Source organism: Martelella sp. HB161492, from assembly GCF_013184775.1.
In the GTDB taxonomy this organism is placed as follows: domain Bacteria; phylum Pseudomonadota; class Alphaproteobacteria; order Rhizobiales; family Rhizobiaceae; genus Martelella.
This window is the reverse complement of the sequence record NZ_JAATVV010000001.1, coordinates 467,920-486,903: the sequence shown is the minus strand read 5'-3', so window position 1 is coordinate 486,903 and position 18,984 is coordinate 467,920. Positions and strand designations below refer to the sequence as shown.

Annotated in this window: 18 protein-coding genes; 5 read left to right on the top strand and 13 right to left on the bottom strand. The window is 60.2% G+C overall.

All coding sequences use genetic code 11. The features are described from left to right. Positions 1 to 25: 25 nt before the first annotated feature. The 4 genes from HCK86_RS02205 to atoD form a co-directional block, all read right to left on the bottom strand. A complete protein-coding gene (locus HCK86_RS02205; protein ID WP_176082820.1) occupies positions 26 to 790 on the bottom strand; it encodes a GntR family transcriptional regulator in 765 nt (254 codons plus the stop codon). 394 nt (positions 791 to 1,184) lie between these two features. Beyond that, entirely contained in the window at positions 1,185 to 2,363 is a 1,179-nt protein-coding gene (locus tag HCK86_RS02200; protein WP_176082819.1) for an acetyl-CoA C-acetyltransferase, read from the bottom strand. Position 2,364: 1 nt separating this feature from the next. Continuing rightward, on the bottom strand, positions 2,365 to 3,033 hold the full coding sequence (locus HCK86_RS02195) for a 3-oxoacid CoA-transferase subunit B (RefSeq protein WP_176082818.1): 669 nt from the start codon (positions 3,031 to 3,033) through the stop codon (positions 2,365 to 2,367). A 4-nt stretch (positions 3,034 to 3,037) separates the two neighbouring features. After that, positions 3,038 to 3,688, bottom strand: coding sequence for an acetate CoA-transferase subunit alpha (gene atoD / locus HCK86_RS02190; RefSeq protein WP_176082817.1), 651 nt, complete (start codon positions 3,686 to 3,688; stop codon positions 3,038 to 3,040). A 598-nt stretch (positions 3,689 to 4,286) separates the two neighbouring features. Here atoD and HCK86_RS02185 point away from each other — a divergent pair. From HCK86_RS02185 to HCK86_RS02165, 5 genes are all read left to right on the top strand, one after another. Continuing rightward, a complete protein-coding gene (locus HCK86_RS02185) occupies positions 4,287 to 5,555 on the top strand; it encodes a multidrug effflux MFS transporter (RefSeq protein WP_176082816.1) in 1,269 nt (422 codons plus the stop codon). Between the two features lie 81 nt (positions 5,556 to 5,636). Then, positions 5,637 to 6,467, top strand: a complete 831-nt coding sequence (locus HCK86_RS02180) for an enoyl-CoA hydratase/isomerase family protein (RefSeq protein ID WP_176082815.1) — start codon at positions 5,637 to 5,639, stop codon at positions 6,465 to 6,467. Next, positions 6,464 to 7,354 carry a hypothetical protein gene (locus HCK86_RS02175; RefSeq protein ID WP_176082814.1) on the top strand — a complete coding sequence of 297 codons (891 nt, stop codon included), beginning with the start codon at positions 6,464 to 6,466 and terminating at the stop codon, positions 7,352 to 7,354. The genes HCK86_RS02180 and HCK86_RS02175 overlap by 4 nt, the downstream gene beginning before the upstream one ends. Positions 7,355 to 7,415: 61 nt before the next feature. Next, entirely contained in the window at positions 7,416 to 8,483 is a 1,068-nt protein-coding gene (locus HCK86_RS02170) for a fumarylacetoacetate hydrolase family protein (protein WP_176082813.1), read from the top strand. Positions 8,484 to 8,754: 271 nt separating this feature from the next. After that, the gene (locus tag HCK86_RS02165) at positions 8,755 to 10,026 is read left to right on the top strand and encodes an MFS transporter (RefSeq protein WP_176082812.1); all 1,272 of its coding nucleotides are present in this window, start codon (positions 8,755 to 8,757) and stop codon (positions 10,024 to 10,026) included. A 95-nt stretch (positions 10,027 to 10,121) separates the two neighbouring features. Here the strand turns inward: HCK86_RS02165 and HCK86_RS02160 are convergent, their stop codons facing one another. The 9 genes from HCK86_RS02160 to HCK86_RS02120 form a co-directional block, all read right to left on the bottom strand. Then, positions 10,122 to 10,457, bottom strand: a complete 336-nt coding sequence (locus tag HCK86_RS02160) for a hypothetical protein (RefSeq protein WP_176082811.1) — start codon at positions 10,455 to 10,457, stop codon at positions 10,122 to 10,124. Between the two features lie 332 nt (positions 10,458 to 10,789). Further along, positions 10,790 to 11,575, bottom strand: a complete 786-nt coding sequence (gene eutC / locus HCK86_RS02155; RefSeq protein ID WP_176082810.1) for an ethanolamine ammonia-lyase subunit EutC — start codon at positions 11,573 to 11,575, stop codon at positions 10,790 to 10,792. Continuing rightward, complete coding sequence (locus tag HCK86_RS02150) at positions 11,572 to 12,948, bottom strand: ethanolamine ammonia-lyase subunit EutB (protein WP_176082809.1); 1,377 nt, start codon at positions 12,946 to 12,948, stop codon at positions 11,572 to 11,574. Before HCK86_RS02150 ends, eutC begins: the two co-directional genes overlap by 4 nt. Before the next feature lie 81 nt (positions 12,949 to 13,029). Next, positions 13,030 to 14,646, bottom strand: a complete 1,617-nt coding sequence (locus tag HCK86_RS02145) for a GMC family oxidoreductase N-terminal domain-containing protein (RefSeq protein ID WP_176082808.1) — start codon at positions 14,644 to 14,646, stop codon at positions 13,030 to 13,032. A 4-nt stretch (positions 14,647 to 14,650) separates the two neighbouring features. Continuing rightward, positions 14,651 to 15,007 carry a cupin domain-containing protein gene (locus HCK86_RS02140; protein ID WP_176082807.1) on the bottom strand — a complete coding sequence of 119 codons (357 nt, stop codon included), beginning with the start codon at positions 15,005 to 15,007 and terminating at the stop codon, positions 14,651 to 14,653. 16 nt (positions 15,008 to 15,023) lie between these two features. Then, positions 15,024 to 15,848 (bottom strand): ABC transporter permease, encoded by an 825-nt coding sequence (locus HCK86_RS02135; protein ID WP_176082806.1) that lies wholly within the window; start codon positions 15,846 to 15,848, stop codon positions 15,024 to 15,026. Further along, on the bottom strand, positions 15,848 to 16,741 hold the full coding sequence (locus HCK86_RS02130) for an ABC transporter permease (protein ID WP_176082805.1): 894 nt from the start codon (positions 16,739 to 16,741) through the stop codon (positions 15,848 to 15,850). Before HCK86_RS02130 ends, HCK86_RS02135 begins: the two co-directional genes overlap by 1 nt. Position 16,742: 1 nt before the next feature. Then, positions 16,743 to 17,837 carry an ABC transporter ATP-binding protein gene (locus HCK86_RS02125; protein WP_176082804.1) on the bottom strand — a complete coding sequence of 365 codons (1,095 nt, stop codon included), beginning with the start codon at positions 17,835 to 17,837 and terminating at the stop codon, positions 16,743 to 16,745. 102 nt (positions 17,838 to 17,939) lie between these two features. After that, positions 17,940 to 18,983: an ABC transporter substrate-binding protein gene (locus HCK86_RS02120; RefSeq protein ID WP_176082803.1), complete on the bottom strand. Its 1,044-nt coding sequence runs from the start codon at positions 18,981 to 18,983 to the stop codon at positions 17,940 to 17,942. Position 18,984 lies beyond the last annotated feature (1 nt).

The window sequence follows — 18,984 nt, the reverse complement described above, 5'->3', positions numbered from 1 at the left end:
GGGCGACCGGCCCTGGTCTGTCGGGTCATTCCGTGCGGGCGCCCTGATCCTGCGAGGTTTCGGTTTCCTCTGTATCGGCCATGTCGGAGCCGAAGCCTTCCCGCAAGGTCTCGACCGTCGCCAGGACATGAAGATACATGTTCTGCTCTGCCTCAGCCGGGTCGCCTTTCAGAACGGCCTGATAGATCTGGTCATGTTCGTTGCTTTGATGGGCCGAGGTCGATTTGTTGGCGGCGGACAGAACCTGGTAGCGTTCGGAATTATCCCAGAGAAGATTGAGGATCCGAAGCAGCCATGGTGAACGACAGTGCCGGTAGATGGCAAAATGGAACTGCCGGTTGGCGGTGCGGATCTGTTCCGTCGATCTGGCGGCAATGAGTGCCTGATAGGCGGTCGTCACCGCGTCAAGATCGTCCTGACTTGGGACCGGCATGGCAAGCCGGGTTGCCAGGGGATCCAGCATCAGCCGAATCCGGTAGAGGTCCTCCATGTCGCTGAGGTCGATTTCGCTCACCCGGAAACCACGCTGGCGCAGGGCGACGACCAGGCCCTCGGAGACCAGCACACCGAGCGCCTCACGCAGCGGCACCATGCTCATTTCAAGGCGTTCGGCGGTTTCGAACAGATGAATGCGCTGGCCCGGTTCCATGCGACCGGAAATGATTTCATCGCGAAGAAAGGTGACCGCCTGTTCGACAAGGGTCGGCCTCTTATTGGCCGGCGGCGCGGTTGCCTTCTTCGAAGGGGCGGCTTTCTTCTTGTCCTTTTTCGAGACCATTTCCTTGGTCATCGCAACAATCCTTGTGTCTAGCCTCGTATCTGGCCTTGTGTCTGGCCTTGTATCTGGGGCTCTCGCTGGATGACAGGTTCAGACCCTCAAAGGGCAGAGGCTATCAATCACATTGAAAGCAGCTTTTGCGGGATATGCCTGACAGGGGCTGGTTCGATATGCACGCTTTAGCATAAGTCTCGAATGCGTACATCGTCGAATTGCGGGCTCCGGCGCAGCGGACCGGTCCATTGCGGGCATGGCCGATGGGAGAAGCATGTCTGCCTGTCAAGCGATATCGGGTCGGCATTTCCTTTCGGATTCTGATCGAAATGCCATCCGGAGCCTTGAGGATCAAGGTGTCCGAATGGCCTGTCCGGCAATGCGGGAAACCGCGTTGCTTGGGCGCAGAAGGTCAGATGCGTTCGACGATTACGGCAACGCCCTGACCGCCGCCGACGCACAGGGTCGCCAGACCGAGCGCCTGGCCCCGCGCTTTCAGCGCATGCAGCAGCGTGACGAGGATCCGGGCACCCGAGGCGCCGATCGGGTGGCCAAGTGCGATTGCGCCACCATTGACGTTGGTTTTCTCCGGATCAAAGCCCAGTTCACGGCCAACCGCGAGAAACTGGGCGGCGAAGGCCTCATTCGCTTCGATCAGGTCCAGGTCCTTCACCGTCAGTCCTGCCCGGGCGAGCGCCTTGCGGGAGGCTGGAACCGGCCCCATGCCCATATAGGCCGGATCGACACCGGCGGTGGCATAGCCGCGGATCCTTGCGAGAGGCTGAAGGCCGAGGTCCTTTGCCTTCTGTCCGCTCATGACAACCAGTGAAGCTGCACCGTCATTGATGCCGGAGGCATTGCCGGCCGTCACCGATCCGTTCGGCCGAAAGGCGGGCCTGAGTTTGGCAAGCTGGGCGCTCGTGACATCAGGCCGGGGATGTTCATCGGTATCGAACAGCAGCTCCTGCTTTTTCTTCGTGACGGTGACCGGAACGATTTCATCCCTGAAGGCGCCCGAAGCGATCGCCGCTGCGGCCCGCTGCTGCGAGAGCAGGGCGACAGCATCCTGATCCTCGCGGCTGATCGCGTATTTTTCGGCGATATTTTCGGCCGTGACACCCATGTGATAATTGTTGAAGGCGCAGGACAGACCGTCCTTCAGCATCATGTCGGTGATCTCGCCATTGCCCATGCGATAGCCCCAGCGGGCCTTTTCGATGACATAGGGGGAGGCGGACATATTCTCCATGCCGCCGGCGATAACGGTTTCGGCGTCACCCGCATGGATGATCTCGGCCGCAGTGATGACCGATTTCAGCCCCGAGCCGCAGACGACATTGATGGTGGTGGCAGGAACGCGGTCGGGAAGTCCTGAATCCAGCGTGACCTGGCGCGCCGGATTCTGGCCGAGCCCACCCTGCAGGACGTTGCCGAGCACCACTTCATCGACGCTTTCCGCTGAAATGGCGGCCCGGGCGATCGCTTCCCTGACGATGATGGCTCCGAGTTCGCGCGCCGGAACCGGCGAAAGGGCGCCGCCATAGCTGCCGATGGCACTGCGCAAGGCGCTGACGATGACAATATCGTTCATTTCAGATTTCCTCCAGCTCGGCAGCAAGGGGCCTGCTGCTCTTCAAATTCGGCGCAACGGCAAAGTCCGCTTCCGTCGCGGCCCTGACGGTTTCCAGGTCCGAACCGGGCATGATTTCGGTGAGTGTCAGAACGCCGTCGATGAAGGCGAAGACAGCAAGTTCGGTGACAATCAGCGAGATGCAGTTGCGGGCGGTCAGCGGCAATGAGCAGCGATGCAGGATCTTCGGCCCGCCATCCTTGGTGCAGTGTTCCATGGCAACGATCACCTTTTTGGAACCGATGACCAGATCCATGGCACCGCCCATGCCCGGAACCATTTTTCCGGGGATCATCCAGTTGGCGAGGTCGCCATTCTCATCGACCTGAAGGCCGCCAAGAACACAGGCGTCGATATGGCCGCCGCGAATGAGGGCGAAGGAAAAGGCGCTGTCGAAGGTCGAGCCGCCGGGCAGAATGCCACAGGGAAGCCCGCCGGCATTGACCAGTGACGGGTCTTCATCGGTCACCGGTCCGATGCCGAGAAAGCCATTTTCGGACTGGAGCGTGATGGCGATGCCATCAGGCAGGTAGTTGGCGACAAGTGTCGGCAGGCCGATGCCAAGATTGACAATGTCGCCGTTTCTGAATTCGCGGGCAACACGGCGGGCAATACGTTCCTTGTTGTTCATGGTCTCAGTTCCTTACAACAGCATCGACAAGCGCAGCCGGGGTCATGACGGCGTCGGGATCAATCGCGCCAATGGCGACGATCTCGTCCGCTTCGGCCACGACATAGTCGGCCGCCAGGGCGATGAGGGGATTGAAGTTTCGGGTGGAGAGCCGGTAGATCAGATTGCCGGCGGCATCGCTCTGCGTTGCTTTCAGAATGGCGATATCGGCGCTCAGCGGCAGTTCGAGCAGATAGGTCCTGCCGTCGAGCGTGATTTCCTGCTTGCCCTCGGCGACGGTTGTTCCGACCCCTGTCGGGGTCAAGACGCCACCCAGGCCGGCGCCAGCGCAGCGGATCCGTTCAGCCAGTGTGCCCTGGGGGATGAGTTCGACATCGATCTCCCCGGCAATCATCTGCTTTCCCGTTTCGGGATTCGTGCCGATATGGGAGGCGATCAGCCGCCTGACGCGCCGATTGCTGATGAGCGGGCCGACGCCCGTGGTCGGAAAGCCGGTGTCATTGCCAATCAGGGTCAGGTCCCGGACGCCTGAATCGAGCAGAGCCTGCACCAGCGCAGGCGGTGAGCCATTGCCCATGAAGCCGCCGAACATGACGCTCATTCCATCGCGGAAATGCGTCATGACCTCCGAAATTTCTGTGATCTTGGTTTGCATCCTCTCTACCTCTTTTTGGTTGCTGGTCCCGTTTTCGGGACGGTCGGTGTCGCAAACGGTCATTCCCAGGGGCTGATGCGCATCCGCTCATGCGCCGCCTGCCGGCCATTGCCGCGAGGCGCTGGCCGGCAGGCGTGCCGTCCTGGGAGACGAAAGGGAAAACTGTGCCGGAGGAACATTGTCCGGTGCCGGATGCAGGTCAGATGGTTTGTTTTCCCCCTGCGTCCGGCCTTGCGGACGGCACGATTCTGCTGCCGATTCAGATCGGTTCCGGCCGTTCGGGCGACAGTATCTGTCGGCATGAACGTGGTGATGAGAGACCGTGATTCGAGCATGCGTTACTCCTCCGCGCGCTGATGTTCAGTGGCTTAAGAGCTTGAAAATACGTTCGTTTCCGAGGTGAAGCGGAGGCCGTTGGCCGGCTTCAATGTCGTCGTTGGCTGCGAATGAAAATCATGCTCGAAAGTCGCTTGACGAAAAAATATATATATATATTTTATGTGATGTCTACAGGCGTTTTGACGAGCCAGCCACAACGATCAGATCGGGAGGGCGGAGCCGGGGAGGCGCCGATATCAAACCCAGGGAGGGTAGATGAATGGCGAAAGACATTCACACATCACATACGGAGGGGGCCCGGATCGCTTATTCCTGGCCAATGATCATCACCCTCGGCTTTCTTGTCTCCATGGGGGCGCTGCATCTCGATCCGATCGCATCGTCCCTGCCGGCCATGGCCAAGGCGCTTGGCGTTCCTGCCAACGCCACCGCCTATACGGTCTCGGCCTTTTTCTTCGGCATGATGATCGGCCACCTGCTGATCGGCCCGTTTTCCGACATCTTTGGCCGCAAGCGGACGATCCTGTTCGGCCTTGCCGTCCTGGCCGTGGGCAGTTCAACCTGTGCGCTGTCATCAGACATGACCATGCTTCTGGTCGGCCGGGCGCTTCAGGGGCTCGGTGGTGCAGCCGTCATGTGTACCGGCCGCGCCGTCGGCGGCGATGCCGGCAAGGGCAAGGCCTCGGCCAATATGCTGAGCATCATGCAGGTCGTCTCATCCTGCACGCCGATCGTCATGCCGCTCTTGGGGCAGGCCGTTGCCTCGTCCTTTGACTGGCGCGCCGTGTTCTGGACCATGGCGATCATGAATGTCGCCCTGTTCTGCGCCGTTGGCCTGTTCCTCAAGGAAACGGCGACAACGACGGGCCGCAGCGGCGCATTTTCTGCGCTGGCCCATGATGTCCGGGTTGTCTTCAGCCAGCCTGGCTTCCTGCTTTTCGCGATCACCTTCGGCTTCGGCATTTCAACATTCTTCTGCTATGTCGGCGCCGCATCCTTCGTATTCCAGAATGAGCTGGGCATCAGTGCCGGACAGTTCTCTGTCATCTTTTCCGGCCTTGCCGCGTCGATGGTCGTTGGCGGCCTCGTCAGCAGCTTCTTTACCAGGTGGCTGGAACCCTTTGCCTTTGTCGTCACGGTCATTTTTCTTCAGCTTCTCGATGCGGCGGCCGTTGTCTTCCTGTTCAAGACCGGCATGGCAACCATTCCGGTGATTGCGGTTCTCTTTGGCTTCATCGCCTTTTCCACCTCGATCGTCATTCCGGTCGGCCTCTCGCTTGCGCTGAGCGAATCCGGCGACATCAAGGGATCGGCAGCGGCCTTTTGCGGCTTTGCGCAATATTGCTTCTCGATGGGCGTCACCACCTATATCGGCTCGGTCAAGGCCACCGGTTCTGTCGGCAAGGCCTGCGGTATCGCAATGATGGTCACCACGGCATGTGCTTTGATTGCGGCATTCAGCGGCCGCGCCGTGATCCGCAGGAGGGACGCTGCACCCGACGGCAAGGCGCCCTCCGTGCATGCATGAGCCTTGCGCCAAGACTTTACCCGCCTCATCCCGGGGCGGGCTCCATTCCTGACATCAAACAACAAACATCTGGAGGAAGCGATGTCCTATACATTTGACCGAACGGTTCCCTACCGCACCCATTTTTCCGAATATCAGCAGAAGTGGGCTGAACTCGCCCACATGAAACGCGAAGATGGCATTCTCGAAGTCCGCTTTCACTGGAACAACGGACCCTGGCGCTGGAACGAGGCCGTTCACGGTGCGCTGATCCCCTTTTTCGCGGATCTGTCGCATGATCCGGAAAATGAATGCATCATCATCACCGGAACGGGCGATTCCTTTCTCAACCAGTTCGACAAGGAAACGGCCCAGCCGGCGACCGATCGGTCGAAGCTTGTGACCTATGACTGGTGGTGGACGGTTCAGACCCGCATGCCCTCGGCGCTCATCGATATTCCCGTGCCGGTGATTGCCGCCGTCAATGGTCCGGTATCGATCCATCCCGAGATCGTCCTGCTCTCCGATATCGTGATTGCCAGCGAGACGACGGTGATCGTTGACCGCCACCTCAAGGATGCGGGCCTGGTTCCGACAGACGGCACCAATATTCTCTATGACGAGCTGTTCGGCCACAACCTGGCCCGTTCCGCCCTTTATCTCGGAACCGAGATCAGCCCGGCAAAGGCAAAGGATCTGGGCATCTTCACCGAGGTTCTGCCGATCGAGGATGTTCTGGGACGAGCCTGGGAGATTGCGCGCAACACCATCATGCCGGTGCCGCGCATTCATCGCCGTATGGCGCGTGAGACCCTGATCCAGCCCTTCCGCGAGGCCTATGCCAAGGCGATCCGCGCCAGCATGGCAACCGAATGCTATGCTGCGCAGGCCGCGCCGTCCGGCATTCCCGATGGCGAAGGACCGAAGAAATGAACATCACGGCTTCTCTCGGCCGTGCAGCAGGGGAAGGGGTGTCAGGCACCTCTTCCGGCATCGGCTACATCGATCTCGATCATGTCGTGCTCACGGTTCCCAACCTCTCCGACGCCGTGAGTGCTCTGTTCAGCTTCGGCCTCGTGGCAGCTCCGCCTCAGCTTGCGGGACGGTCGGATGATTGCGTACCGGGCGTTCGCCATCTCGTCTTCGAAACCGTCAACGGGCATGATGATGTCGCCAACATGATCGTGCTGTCGCAGCCGGGACCGCCGGCGCCGGTTCTGGTGGCGGCCTCGCCCGATCTTGAGGCGACCAGGCTCTGGCTTGAAGGCCGGGGGCTCGACAATGGTGCCTCCGTCAGCGTTCCGGACAGAACCTGGCTCGACCCAACGGATGGCTCCCGCCAGCCGATCCGCGCCAGCCGGCTTTCCATGTCGCCTTCCGCACCGATGATGGTGAATGCGACCCATGCCGACGCAATCGCCACCTATCACCGCGCCGGCTTTCATCGCCACCATTTCGGTATTCGCCGGATGGCCGGTGTCAGCATCGTCGCACCGGATGGCGAGGGCGTCTGCAACTGGCTGGCTGAAATCCTCACCGGGTCGGTCGCTCAGCTGCCGGACGGTTCTTTCATCACCCTGACACGGGATTGCTTTCTGCGCGTCCTGCCCGCGCCGGAAGGGGCGATCGGCCCGGTCGTCACTGGCATCACTTTTGAGGTGGATGATGCCGAGCGCTATATCGCCGCCCTCAATCCCAAGCTTCGCGGGACCGCCGAACACGGCGATGTCGGGGAATATCACTTTAACGCGTCTCCCTTTCCCGGAGTCGCCATCACCTTTGCGGATGTACGTGCGCTTGATGTCCTGCGTGGACATTGAGGCATCCGCACCAGAGCGGGCGTGAAAGCCTGCAACGCATGCAAGAGAAGGAATAAACACCATGCGATTTGTAACATACGAAGTCGGCACAGCGGTCGGGCCTGTCCGCCGCGCCGGTGTTCTCGGCGCTGATGACACCGTCATCGACATCACCGCGGCCCGTGAGGCATTTCTGTCCGAAAACGGCCACCACAATGCCGCCGCCGCCGCGGCATTCGAATGCCCGAGCGACCTCCTGACCTTTATCGATCGCGGCGACGATGCCCTTGCCGCATTGCGCGAAGCCGTCGAATTTGTCACGGCAAAGGCTCTGATGCAGTTTGAGGACATGACCGTCGTTCATCCGCTGGATGCGGTGCGTCTGCTGACGCCGCTTCCGGTTCCCCGCTCGATCCGCAACTTTTCGCTCTCCGAACAGCACATGCTGTCTTCGATCGAGACCATGAAGAGGAAGATCGGCGGCATGGAGCCATCGCTGACGCGGATTCCGCCGGAATGGTACAATCTGCCGGCCTATTACAAGACGACCGTTCAAGAAGTCTATGGACCGGAAGAACTGGTGCCGTGGCCGGCGCTGACAGGCAAATTCGATTATGAGCTAGAGATTGCCGCCGTCATCGGCAAGAGCGGCCGCCACATCGCTGCGGCCGATGCCAAGCCCTATATCTTCGGCTACATGCTCTATACCGACTGGAGCACGCGGGATTTCCAGCAGCGTGAGATGAGTATCAATATGGGACCGGGTCTGTGCAAGGACTGCGCCAGCTCCCTTGGCCCATGCATCGCGACACCCGATGAATTCGACGTCGAAAATGCCCGTCTCGTCGCGCGTATCAACGGCGAGGTCTGGACCGAGACGACATCCAAACTGCGCTCGTCCTTTGAAGATCTGATCGAATATGTGAGCCAGGTACAGACCATCGTTCCCGGCGACGTGTTCACCAGCGGCACTGTGCCGGGCGGCAGCGGCAGCGAACAGGACCGCTGGTTCCCGGAAGGCGCCGTGGTTGAGCTCGAAGCCGAGGGGATCGGCATTCTGCGCAATCGAGTCGGCATTCGCGGCGCCGCTGCACCGCTTCCCAAGTCGCAGCAGATCTTTGCAACGGCCGTTCGTCACGACGTGCTTTGATGACTGCTTTCCCGCGCCGGAAGGCCCAGCGCGGGATCTGGAGCGTGCACCCGGTTTTCTCGGGAGGATAACCGCACAGTGGGCGTCGGTTTTTGCTGGATTGTCCATCGGTTCTTTCCGGCAATGGCGTGACGGACCAGGGTGCACGCTCCCTTTTTGCGGCCGGCATCGACCTTTCTCCATCAGGGTTGATACCGGCTGAAGACAAGTACATGAGACAATGACATACATGCCGCTGGCGGGAGGCCGGTTCGGCATCGGGAGGAATTTCATGGCTGACGTTTCGGTTCGTCTTACCGGGCGGGATTGGTTCGTTGCCGGCGTCGCGGGGATGGCATCCTATATTGATTCAAGTGCCGTGGCATCGACCAGCGTCGCTCTGGTGATGTATCAGCGGGCGCTCAATCTCGACAGCTTGCATATTGGTTATCTTTCGTCGTCGCTGGCCTTTTTCATGGCCGTCGGTGCTCTTCTGGGGGGCCGGATGGGGGATCGCTTCGGGCGCAAGCGCGTCTTCAGTGTGACGATGTTCGGCCTGGCGGTCGGCTGCGTTATCATGGCAAGCGCCAGTTCCTTCGCCGTTCTGCTGGCCGGGTGCACGATCCTCGGCTTCTTTGCCGGTGCCGATCTCCCGGCATCGCTGGCGCTGATCGGAGAGACGGCGCCCAAGGGGGCGCGCGGAAAGCTGATCACCTTTTCCCAGGTGCTCTGGAATGTCGGCATTCTGATCACGCAGATCATCGTCGCGATTGTATCCGACATGGGGGCCTTCGGTGCCCGCATGCTGTTTTTGCATCTCATCGTCGTTTCGATCGTGGTGCTGGTGCTGCGCATCAGTCTGCCGGAATCGGCGGCCTGGAAGCAGAGCAAGGCGAAGGTCGAACAGGACGGCAACGGCAATGTCAGCCTGTCGCGGATACGGGTTCTGCTGACGAAGCCGTTCCTGCCGCTGTTTGTCGGTCTCGGCCTCTTCTATGGTCTCGCCCAGATTGCCGCCAGCATCAAGGCGCAGTTCCTCAGCTACATGTTTGTGAACGTCGCCCACAGCACCGTTCGCACTTACTCCTTCGCCTATATGTGTGTGATGGTGGTCGGGCTGATCACGATGCTGCTGTTCATGCGGGTGGTTGACGGCCCGAACCGGCGCAAATGGTTCCTTGCCGGCGCACTCGGCTTCATCATGAGCTTCGCCGTTCCCGCCATTTTCGGGGTCACGGTCGAGACCCTGTTCATCAGTTCGATTCTTTCCGGTTTCGGTGCTGCGCTTGCCTTTGAAGGAATGATGAAGGTCTGGACGCAGGAATTCTTCCCCGTTCTGCTCCTGGCGACGGCACAGGGCAGCCTGATAGCCTTTGCCCGCGTTCTGGCGGCGATCATGGCCATCTTTGCGCCGTCGCTGCTGATGCTGAATGCCAGCGGCTTCTTTGGCTTTCTCACCGTTGTCATCACCATTGCCATGCTGTTCGGTCTCTGGCTGTCCTATTCCAGACCCCGCCAGAGTGGTGACAATGTCATTCCGATGGAACGTTCGAGAGCGGCATAGAGGCCGCAGGCGGGAAACGCTGCTCGGGCTATGATATCCCGATGTTTCCCGCCTTTGCTCCGCCATTGGCATCACAAAGAGGCGATGTCAGACCCTCAGCTGGATTCGCTAGACCCCGGAACGGGATAGGGAAGCCAGTCATTCATCAGGTTGTTGTTAAAATCATTCTTGATGTCTGCGACCTTGTTTGCCGCGCCCGACTTGTCCCCGGCGACATAGTCGGCGGCTGCCGCGACGCCGATGCCAAACTCTTTCACGCTATGGTACAAGACCTCGGAGTAGCCCACGACACTGTCCGCAGCCCCTTCCCACGCGCCTTCCAGGCCTGCTTCTACATCACCAAAGAAACCGGCGCCGGAAGCGGACTCCAGATCCTTTTGATCAAGCTGCGCCATTTCTGCTTCGCCAGAATGTTTTTTCTCTTCGGCCATAATCGCTATCTCCATGGTTTCACCAGACGGACTATTGCAAGATCGGGATGATCCGGATCCAGTTTGTCGTAACTTACATGTTTATATATACATTGATTGTCAATGTATATAATTGAATCTTTCTAAAAATACGAAGTAACGATAAGTAATAAATGGTAACGATAAGTAACGTACTGCGTGCTGGGCCGCCGATCGCCGGGCCTTGCTTCGTTTCCGCTGCGCAAGGCCTGACGGCGAGGTTCAGCGCGACGTTCGATGCGCGCTTTCAGTTCGTGTGCTGTGATCGTGGGGGGCGGTTCGCGCGGGTAAGCGCCAAGGGGCAGGGCGGCACGTCACCGGTCGGAAAGGAAGCGCCCGGTTTCTTCCTTCAGATTGACACCGGTGAGGCCGCGGCGCATGGCCTCGCGGATCAGCCAGGCCGCCTTTCCGGCGGCAACCGGCAGCTTCAGCCCGTCCTTGCGGATATTGGAAATGCAGTTCCGCTCGGCATCCGAGCGCCCCACCTTCGGAGCGAAGGTCAGATAGGCGCCAAGACTGTCGGCGGAAGACAGGCCTGGCCGCTCGCCAATCGCCATCACCACCAGGCGCGCGTGCAGATGCGCGGCAATCTCATCTGCTATTGCGACCCGGCCATTTTCAACGATGGCAACGGTTCCGATTGTAAAGCGGGATTCCTTCAGTTCGTGCAGAAGCGCGGAAATGAAAGAAACCGCGTTCTCGCCAATGGCCGCCGAAGACAGCCCGTCGGCCACCACCAGCGCGATGTCGCAGGGCTTGCCATCAAGCGCGGCAAGACGATCCGCGTCTTCCGGCAAAAGCCGCCTGCCGAAATCCGGGCGGGTCAGGTATTCCGCCCGGTCGGCGGCCCGACTTTTGACCCGGATGGTCTGGAGGCCAAGTGCGTTGAGCCCCTGTTCCACGGCATCGGCGTCAAAGCGCGTGTGCACGGCATCGCGCGCCCGGGCGTGCGCCAGCGCGAAACCGAGCACTTCCCGCGTCGGCAGCGACGAGCCGGAGCGCCCGATGGCAATGCGCGCATCGGTATATTGCTTCAGCCGCTCCCAGGGATCGTTCAAAACGCGGTTTTTCTGGCTCTTCCGGTCGCTTCCGCCGGTCATGACGCGATCTCCAGCAGCGCCTGAGCATTATCCTGCGGCAGCAGCTTGCCGAGCGGATCTGTCACCCGCATGCGCTCAAGCCAGGCCTGAAATTCCGGCGCCCGCTTCAGCCCGAGCACCTCCCGCAGGTAGAGCTGATCGTGGAACGAGGTCGACTGGTAGTTCAGCATCACGTCATCAGAACCGGGAATGCCCATGATGAAATTGATTCCCGCAGCACCTAAAAGCGTGAGCAGTGTGTCCATGTCATCCTGATCGGCTTCGGCATGGTTGGTGTAACAGATATCGCAGCCCATCGGCACGCCGAGCAGCTTGCCGCAGAAATGGTCTTCCAGGCCGGCGCGAATGATCTGCTTGCCATCGTAAAGATATTCCGGACCGATAAACCCGACCACCGTATTGACCAGAAGCGGCGCGTAGGCGCGTGCCACACCATAGGCGCGCGCCTCCAGAGTTTGCTGATCGCAGCCGAAATTGGCATCGGCAGAAAGCGCCGAACCCTGTCCGGTTTCGAAATACATCAGGTTTTCGCCGACTGTTCCGCGCTTCAGCGCAAGCCCAGCCTCGTAGCCTTCCTGCAGCATTTCAAGCGAGATCCCAAACGACATATTGGCCTTTTCGGTTCCGGCAATCGACTGGAAGACGAGATCAACCGGCATGCCCCTGTTCGCCATTTCGATGGATGTCGTCACATGGGTCAGCACGCAAGTCTGTGTCGGGATTTCGTAGCGGGCGACGATCTCTGCCATCATCTCGACGAGATCGCTCAGCACTGCGATATTATCGGAGGCCGGATTGATCCCGATGACGGCATCACCCGTACCGTAGAGAAGACCGTCGACGATGCTGGCGGCAATGCCGCGCCGGTCATCGGACGGATGGTTCGGCTGCAGGCGGACCGACATATGGCCTTCGAGGCCGATCGTATTGCGGAATTGGGTCACCACCCGGCATTTCCTGGCCGCCAGAATGAGATCCTGATTGCGCATCAGCTTGGAAACGGCGGCCGCCATCTCCGGTGTGATTCCGGGGGCGATCCGCGCCAGCGTCCGGCTGTCTGAACCATGAGAAAGCAGATAGTCACGAAAACCGCCAACGGTCAGATGCGCGATTTCTGCAAAGGCGGCGTGATCATGGCTGTCGAGGATCAGACGCGTCACGGCATCATCTTCATAGGGTATGATGGTTTCCGACAGGAATGCCTTCAGCGGAATATCGGCGAGGCACATGCGGGCGGCAACGCTTTCCTCGGCCGTTTGCGCGGCGACCCCGGCCAGAACATCGCCGGACCGCAGCGGCGTCGCCTTTGCCATGACCGTTTTGAGGTCCGGAAAGCGCCAGAGCGTGTTTCCGGCATTGATGCGATAGCTCATCGCCTGTGTCCCTGTGTCTGAGTGCTTTCCGGGCGCTCATGTCCTGATGGCGTTGCCCAGGCGCAAGAGCTGCCGGGCTTTTCAGCGCTGCCCGGCCAGAACCAGATCCGCAGCCTTCTCCGCGACCATGATGGTTGGCGCATTGGTGTTGCCGCAGGTCAGCGTCGGAAAGATCGAGGCGTCGACAACCCGCAAGGCTTCCGTTCCGTAAACCCGCAGCGAAGCATCGACGACGTCCGTCACTGGATCCGGACCCATGCGGCAGGTGCTGACGGGATGAAAAACCGTGCCGGACCGCCTGCGGGCATCTTCAAGCAGTGCTTCATCCGAGCGCACATCCGGTCCCGGCTCGACTTCCGAGCTGATGATCGCCGCTAGGGACGGCGCTTCGGCAAGCCTGCGCACAAGGCGGGAGGCGGCTATCATTTCCTGCTGGTCGAATTCCGTCGAAAGGTAGTTCGGGTGGATCAGCGGGGCCGCCGCCGGGTCGGCGCTTCTGATCTCCAGATGCCCGCGGCTGGTCGGCCGTGTCGGCTGTGCGCCCAGCAGAAAACCGGAAAAGGGATCTGGTTTCATCAGCGGGCGTTCGCCGGGCGGCGCCTTTGAATAGCTCATCGGTGAGAAGAAAAGCTGCATATTCGGGGCATCGAGCGCCGGCCGCGAGCGGACAAAGCCGCCGGCGTGATTGATGCCGAGCGACAGGGGACCGCTGCGGGTCAGAAGATATTGCAGCCCGAAGCGCAGCCGCCCCGAAAGCGGCGACAGCTGGTCGTTCAGTGTCGGCACCCTGGAGGTGAACATGTAATCGATGCAGAGATGATCCTGCAGGTGCCGGCCAACGCCGTCGCGCGCTGTGACAACCGGGATGCCATGGCGTTGCAGCAAGGCGGCGGGTCCGATGCCGGAATGCTGCAGCAGCAGCGGCGAATTGATGGCGCCGGCGGAAACGATCACCTCCCGGCGCGCTCTTGCCTCATGCACCGCTCCGTTTTGACGGTACCGGACGCCGACGGCTCTGGTGCCGTCGAAGAGGATCTTCTCGGCCAGCGCATGGGTTTCGACCTTGAGATTCCTGCGTTTCAGGGCCGGGCGCAGATAGGCCCGCGCTGTCGACATGCGCATGCCGCCCTTGGTGGTGATCTGGTAGATGCCGACGCCCTCAAGAGACGACCCGTTGAAATCGTCATTCTCGGCAAAGCCTGCTTCGGTGCTCGCTCTTATGAAATTGCCGCAGGTCGGGTGGATATCCTTATCCTTGCTTTCGATCGTGAGCGGACCATCGCCGCCGCGCATGTCATTTGCACCGCGATCATTGCTTTCGAGCTTCTTGAAATAGGGCAGAACATCGTCAAACCCCCAGCCGGGATTGCCCATCGCCGCCCAGCCATCGAAATCCGAGCGATGGCCGCGCACGAAGATCATCGCATTGATGGCGCTGGAGCCGCCAAGCGCCTTGCCGCGCGGCCAGTAGCTGGGGCGGCCGCCAAGCCCTTCATCGGGCTCGGTCATGTACATCCAGTTATAGCGCTTGTCGTAAAATGCCTTGCCATAACCGATTGGCATCATCAGCCAGAAGGAGCGGTCCGAGCCGCCTGCCTCCAGAAGCAGGACCGAATAGCGGCCATCCTCCGAAAGCCGGTTGGCAAGCACCGATCCGGCAGAGCCTGCCCCGGTGACGATGAAGTCGAACTCCGCCATGGGTTTAGCGCGCCTCGATGATGAAGAGCTTGCGGACATGCTCATGGATCTCCCATTCACCTGTCCAGCCCTGCGGCAGAACCAGAAGATCACCGGCGGCAAGCCTGCGCTCACCACTGCCATCGGTATTCTTCACCGAGGCGCTGCCGGAGATGATGTGGCAATATTCGCCGGCTTTGGTTCGATCTGCGGTGAACCGGCCGGGGGTGCATTCCCACACGCCGATCCTGGTGGATCCGTCAGGCGAAGACCATAGCATTGCCGAGGCTTCTTCCTGACCAGCGGTCAGCGTCGTCGGTTTCGGCTGGAACGGGCCGAGCGCCACATCGTCAAGTGCTGCGAAGGCTTCGAGACTTGTCATTGCATATACCTCGTGCTCACTCGGAGGGCCTGTTGCCGCCAAAGATCTGCGCCAGCACCATCATCGAGGTCGTGACCAGGATCATGATCGTCGAGATGGAGGCGATCGTCGGGTCGATCTGGTCTCTGAGCGCATTGAACATGTTGCGGGTCAGCGTCGGATTGTCGCCGCCGGAGATGAACATCGCCACCACCACCTCATCAAACGAGGTCAGGAAGGCCAGAAGCGCTGCGGTGACCACGGCAAAGCGGATCTGCGGCAGGGTCACGGTCAGAAAGGCCTTCCACCGTGGCGCCCCGAGCGAGCGCGCGGCGTTTTCCTGGGCCATGTCGAACGTCCTGAAGGCGGATCCGCTGACAATCACCACCAGCGGCAGCGCCAGCACCGTATGGGCCAGAACCAGGCCGGTGACCGTATAGAGGATGTTCAGCTTGACGTAGACATAGAAGGCACCGACAGCAATCAGCACAACCGGCACCATCATCGGCGTGATCAGCAGAACGAAGGCGATCCGCACGAAAGCCAGTTTCGCGGTATGGAAGGCATAGGCAGCGAGCACGCCAACCGGCGTCGCGACCAGCATGGTCAGGATTGCGACCTTGATCGAGGTCCAGGTTGCCCGCATCCATTCATCAGAGCCGAAATAGTGCTCATACCATCGAAGCGACCAGTGCTGCGGCGGAAATTCGAGATACTGGCTGTCGGAGAATGACATCGGAATGACGATCAGCGTCGGCACGACGAGGAACAGGATGATCAGCGTTGCCAGCGCATAGAGCCAGAGCCTGCCGCCATGGGTGATCTGCGTCTCGGTTGCGGGGGTATCAAGCCATTTCAGCATCAGTGTCCGCCTCCCGCAATCTGGTCGAGGTTGAGGAATTTCGAGGCGATCCAGAGGATGATCATGGTCATCACCAGCAGCACGACGCCAAGCGCACTCGCAGCGCCCCAGTTGACGAACATCTCGATATTGGAAACGATCTTCATCGACACCATGATGACCTTGCCACCGCCGAGAACGGCCGGCGTGACATAAAAGCCGAGGCAGAGGATGAAGACCATCAGCGCTCCGGCGAAGAGGCCCGGAATGGTCAGCGGAAAAAATACCGTCCAGAAGGCATGTCTCGGGGAGGCGCCGAGATTGGATGCGGCCTTCATCAGGTCACGGTCAATCGCCTTCATGGCCCCGAAGGTGGGCAGAATGAGGAAGGGCAGCATGATATGGACCATGCCGATCAGCGTGCCGTTCATGTCATGGACCATCTTGATCGGCTCATCCCAGAGCCCGAGCGAAATGGCCCACTGGTTGATCAGTCCCTGCTTCTGCAGCAGCACCAGCCAGGCATAGGTGCGCACAAGCAATGAGGTCCAGAACGGCAGCAGCACGGCAATCATGAAAATGCTGGCGAGGCGGTTGGGCAGCTGCGCCAGAAAATAGGCCATCGGATAGCCGATCAGGATCGTCAGAGCGGTGGTGAAGACACTGACCTCGAAGGTCATTTCGAAGATGCGGCGGTACGAACTGCGACTGATCATCCGCGCATAGTTCTCAAGCGAAAAGCTGCCATCCGCGCCGATGAAGGACAGATAAAACAGCCAGCCGACGGGGATCACGAGAACCACGAAAACGATCAGCAATGCGGGCGCGCTGAGGCCGAAAAGTCTCAGCTTCTCGATCCGCTCATCGTGCTTCAGCCCCGCAGCATTGGTCTGGTTGGCAAGGGATGCGGCCATATCAGTCCTCGCTTCCGTCGATGACAACCGCATCATCAGGCTCGAGGTTGAGCATCACCTTGTCACCAACCGACGGCATGACCGAGAGATTGGCGCCGCGCACGGCGCCGCGCATGGTGATCAGCGTTCCATCCGACAGTTCGGATTGCAGCAGATAGCTGTCGCCCTGATAGACCACTTCACGCGCAATGGCTTGAAACCGGTTGCTGTTTTCACCGTTATTGTCGCGGGCGAGTGTAATGCGCTCCGGGCGGATCATCAGCTGCAGGTCTTCGGCATCCGGCACCGAACCGGCGATCTTCAGCGGCATATCGCCGAAGGCGACGCCTTTGCCGCTGCGGCGAACCGAAAGGAAGGTCGAATCGCCGATGAAATCGGCAACGAAGCGGTTGGCGGGCTGTTCGTAGAGATCGCGTGGTGCAGCCAGCTGCATGATCCGGCCATGGTTCACAACGGCGATACGGTCGGACATGGTCAGCGCCTCGCGCTGGTCATGGGTCACATAGACCGTGGTCATGCCGAGCTTTTCATGCAGATGGCGAAGCTCGATCTGCATCTGGTCGCGCAGCTTCTTGTCGAGCGCCGAGAGCGGTTCGTCCATCAGCAGGATGCGCGGCTCGAAGACGATCGAGCGGGCGAGGGCGACGCGCTGGCGCTGACCGCCGGAAAGCTGGGTGATGCGGCGATTGCCATAACCGCCGAGCTGCACCGTTTCCAGGGCGCGCTCAACCCGCGTGGCGATCTCGGCCTTGGGCACTTTCCGCAGCTTCAGCGGATAGGCAACATTGCCTGCCACGGTCATATGCGGAAACAGCGCGTAGTTTTGAAACGTCATGCCGACATCGCGCAAGTGCGGGGCGAGGCGGATCACTTCGCGATCGCCGAATTTCAGGCTGCCGCTGTCGGGCCGGGTAAAGCCTGCAAGAACCATCAGAAGCGTGGTCTTGCCCGAGCCGGACGGACCGAGCAGGGTCAGGAATTCACCGCTCCTGACCTCCAGCGAGACATCGTCAAGCGCGTGAACTTTCCCGTAAGTCTTGGTAATGTGGCTGACGCTAATCGGCAGCGCTTCGGTATTTCGAGCCGTCAAGGCCATTCCTCCCAAGGGAGCTTCAGAGATTGGATAGGCAGCATTGCGGGGGAACGGGCACCAGACAAGGGCGCTCCGCTCCCCCTTTTCAAACTCGGACCCGGACCACTATTCGGTCAGCATGTCCTGATACATTTCATTGGCTGTCGTTTCCCACTTGATATACCAGTCAAGCGAGATCGGAAGCTGTTTGGCTGCATTCTCCGGCGAGGACGGAAGCGTTGCGGCAACTTCCGGCGAAATCTCGCCCGTCTCATAGGCAAGCGTGTTGGTGGGGCCGTAGGTGATGTATTTCGGCAGATCGTCCTGGTATTCAGCCTTGGAAATTTCGGCCAGGAACTTCATCGCCAGCTCCTTGTGCGGCGCGCCCTTCGGGATGGCAAAGCAGTCAACGTCGGCCAGGCCCTGGTTGAAGCTGTAGGCGACCTTGCCGCCATCCCTGGCGGCGGTGTCAAAACGGCCGTTCCAGCCGGTGGTCATGTCGACCTCGCCATCCTTCATCAGCTGTGCCTGCTGGGCACCCGAAGACCAGAAGACTTCAATATTCGGCTTCAGTTCGCGGATCTTGTCGATGGCGCGTTTGATACCATCTTCGGAATCGAGAACCTTGTAGACATCCTCAGGCGCAACGCCATCGGCCATCAGGGCCGGCTCCAGAACACCGGCGACACTGTTGCCGCGATAGGCACGGCTGCCGGGAAACTTCTCGGTGTCCCAGAAATCGGCCCAGCTGTTGGGACCATCCGCGCCGTAGGTGTCGGTGTTCCAGGCATAGGTCGTGGAGAACACGTCGCTGCCGACGCAATAGTCGGAATAGGTGCCCTTCAGGAAATGGGAGACGTCAACGACATTATAGTCGATCGGCTCGAGCAGGCCTTCTGCGCCCGCACGCGCCGCCGAACCGGTGCCGCTGGCGACCAGGTCGAAGGTGACCTGACCCGTCTGGACCTGCAGGCGGACATCCGACATGCCGCTATAGGTTTCCTGCGTCAGGTTGATGCCCATCGCCTTGGCAGCCGGCTCGAAGAGTGCCTTGCTTTCAGCGTCCTGAAACGAGCCGCCCCAGGAGGCGACCGTCAATTCGTTGTCCTGCGCCATCGCCGATGAGGCAAGCAGCGTTGCTATCAGTGTCAAAGTCAATCTGCTGTTCATT

Bases quoted from the DNA above. Each gene is read 5' to 3' on its own strand.
- HCK86_RS02135 (WP_176082806.1), bottom strand. From the start codon at position 15,848: ATGCTGAAATGGCTTGATACCCCCGCAACCGAGACGCAGATCACCCAT.
- HCK86_RS02170 (WP_176082813.1), top strand. From the start codon at position 7,416: ATGCGATTTGTAACATACGAAGTCGGCACAGCGGTCGGGCCTGTCCGC.
- HCK86_RS02160 (WP_176082811.1), bottom strand. From the start codon at position 10,457: ATGGCCGAAGAGAAAAAACATTCTGGCGAAGCAGAAATGGCGCAGCTT.
- HCK86_RS02130 (WP_176082805.1), bottom strand. From the start codon at position 16,741: ATGGCCGCATCCCTTGCCAACCAGACCAATGCTGCGGGGCTGAAGCAC.
- HCK86_RS02180 (WP_176082815.1), top strand. From the start codon at position 5,637: ATGTCCTATACATTTGACCGAACGGTTCCCTACCGCACCCATTTTTCC.
- HCK86_RS02165 (WP_176082812.1), top strand. From the start codon at position 8,755: ATGGCTGACGTTTCGGTTCGTCTTACCGGGCGGGATTGGTTCGTTGCC.
- HCK86_RS02140 (WP_176082807.1), bottom strand. From the start codon at position 15,007: ATGACAAGTCTCGAAGCCTTCGCAGCACTTGACGATGTGGCGCTCGGC.
- eutC (WP_176082810.1), bottom strand. From the start codon at position 11,575: ATGACCGGCGGAAGCGACCGGAAGAGCCAGAAAAACCGCGTTTTGAAC.
- HCK86_RS02200 (WP_176082819.1), bottom strand. From the start codon at position 2,363: ATGAACGATATTGTCATCGTCAGCGCCTTGCGCAGTGCCATCGGCAGC.
- HCK86_RS02150 (WP_176082809.1), bottom strand. From the start codon at position 12,948: ATGAGCTATCGCATCAATGCCGGAAACACGCTCTGGCGCTTTCCGGAC.
- HCK86_RS02145 (WP_176082808.1), bottom strand. From the start codon at position 14,646: ATGGCGGAGTTCGACTTCATCGTCACCGGGGCAGGCTCTGCCGGATCG.
- HCK86_RS02205 (WP_176082820.1), bottom strand. From the start codon at position 790: ATGACCAAGGAAATGGTCTCGAAAAAGGACAAGAAGAAAGCCGCCCCT.
- HCK86_RS02175 (WP_176082814.1), top strand. From the start codon at position 6,464: ATGAACATCACGGCTTCTCTCGGCCGTGCAGCAGGGGAAGGGGTGTCA.
- atoD (WP_176082817.1), bottom strand. From the start codon at position 3,688: ATGCAAACCAAGATCACAGAAATTTCGGAGGTCATGACGCATTTCCGC.
- HCK86_RS02195 (WP_176082818.1), bottom strand. From the start codon at position 3,033: ATGAACAACAAGGAACGTATTGCCCGCCGTGTTGCCCGCGAATTCAGA.
- HCK86_RS02185 (WP_176082816.1), top strand. From the start codon at position 4,287: ATGGCGAAAGACATTCACACATCACATACGGAGGGGGCCCGGATCGCT.
- HCK86_RS02120 (WP_176082803.1), bottom strand. From the start codon at position 18,983: ATGAACAGCAGATTGACTTTGACACTGATAGCAACGCTGCTTGCCTCA.
- HCK86_RS02125 (WP_176082804.1), bottom strand. From the start codon at position 17,837: ATGGCCTTGACGGCTCGAAATACCGAAGCGCTGCCGATTAGCGTCAGC.